Origin of the sequence: Massilia genomosp. 1 (assembly GCF_011682185.1) — a bacterium.
Lineage (GTDB): Bacteria > Pseudomonadota > Gammaproteobacteria > Burkholderiales > Burkholderiaceae_D > Telluria_A > Telluria_A rubra.
The window spans coordinates 1-1,576 of the sequence record NZ_WHJF01000268.1; the positions used below are offsets into that span (position 1 = coordinate 1).

The following is a 1,576-nucleotide window of genomic DNA, read 5'->3' on the forward strand; positions in this document are numbered from 1 at the left end:
ACGACGCGAACGGGAACCGCACAAAGTTAACTGTCGGACCGAACAGCTACCTCAACACCATTGATGCCGGCAGCAATCGGCTGACGTCGACTTCCGGGCCGGTACCGGCCAAACGCAACACGTACGACGCTACAGGCAACCTCATCAGCGATGGCACGTTGCGCTTCGGCTACGGCAACAACGGCCGCATGAACAGCGTGACAAGTGGCACTGGTGGTCTAGTTCAACACCGCTATAACGGAATCGGAGAAAGGACCATCAAGGTGGGTGTGGCCGGCGCTTCAACTTACTTCGTGTACAACGAGACCGGGCAAATGGTCGGCGAGTACGACAGTGCCGGCACTCCGATACAGGAGATAGTCTATATCGAAGGTATTCCAGTTGCCTTGGTTAAATTGCGTACTGAAAACGTCGTCGAGAATGCGTACTACATCTATATTGACCACTTGGGAACATCGCGGGTGATTACGCGTCCCAGCGATAACAAAATGATGTGGCGCTGGAATGCGGTAAATCCATTTGGCGACGATCTGCCTAATGAAAATCCGGATCTTCTTGGAAACTTCACATACAATCTGCGCTTTCCTGGTCAATATTATGAACGTGAGACCAATCTCCATTACAACTACTTCAGAGATTATGATCCGCAAATCGGTCGATATATTCAAAGCGATCCGATTGGGTTAGAAGGTGGCGTTAATACTTACGGTTATGCATTAGGAAATCCCGTTAGATACACGGACCCAACCGGTACTATTGTTCCGCTCGTTATCGGTGGTGTATGTGCCGGAGGTGGGTGCGAGGCTCTTTTTGTAGCTGGAGCTGCAGGGGCGCTGTGGTGGCAGCAGACGCATCCAGTAACAGGCTCTCCCCCATGGACGTCTTCTGACGGACAAATTCCCCCGCAGGATTTCCCTGGGGGGATTAGTTGGCCTCCGAAACAGGAACCTCTGCAATGCCACGTCGAAGTTCCTCCTATAAAACCAACGTTACCTCCTAAAGGAAATTGTGAAGATGCACTTGAGCAGTGCAAAGCCGTCGCGTCAACTGGTGGAAATATGGGACAACGTGCCGGCACTTACTTCATGTGTGTTGTGGGATACTTAACCTGTAAAAAAATGTTTGGAGGTAAGGATTAATGATAATAAGCTATCCGAATAGGATATTCGCGATTAGAGCAAAAGCTGCACTTGATGCCCGCCAAGACTTTGAGGTAAGCATTGTTGGCGCTTGGCGGTTCAGAATGCTATCTAAAGAGATTAAATATTGGGCGACGACAAAAAAATCCACGCGTAATGATGATGGTCCGGTGAAGTCGCCTTCGCTAATTTTTAACATATTCAATGTCAAGTTAGTCAGTTTTCATTGGTATGCGCTCTCGGCAGGATATAAGATGCAGAGTACGATTCGTGAGGATGAAATTCTTTTGAAATATTTTCTTGTTTAATGTAGAGCCAATTGCAAAACGATTTTTCCGAACTGGCCGACATCAGGAGAGCACGATTTTTCATCGCTTTTTCGTGATATCGGAGGAAATCTGATCGGTTACGGCGGCGGAATCATGGCTAATCTCATT

Annotated in this window: 1 protein-coding gene; it reads left to right on the forward strand. The window is 48.3% G+C overall.

All coding sequences use genetic code 11. The annotated features are described in order from the left end of the window. Nucleotides 1-1,139, forward strand: a 1,139-nt coding sequence (locus tag F1735_RS33450) for an RHS repeat-associated core domain-containing protein (protein WP_167241298.1), incomplete at its 5' end; no start/stop codon positions are given. Nucleotides 1,140-1,576 lie beyond the last annotated feature (437 nt).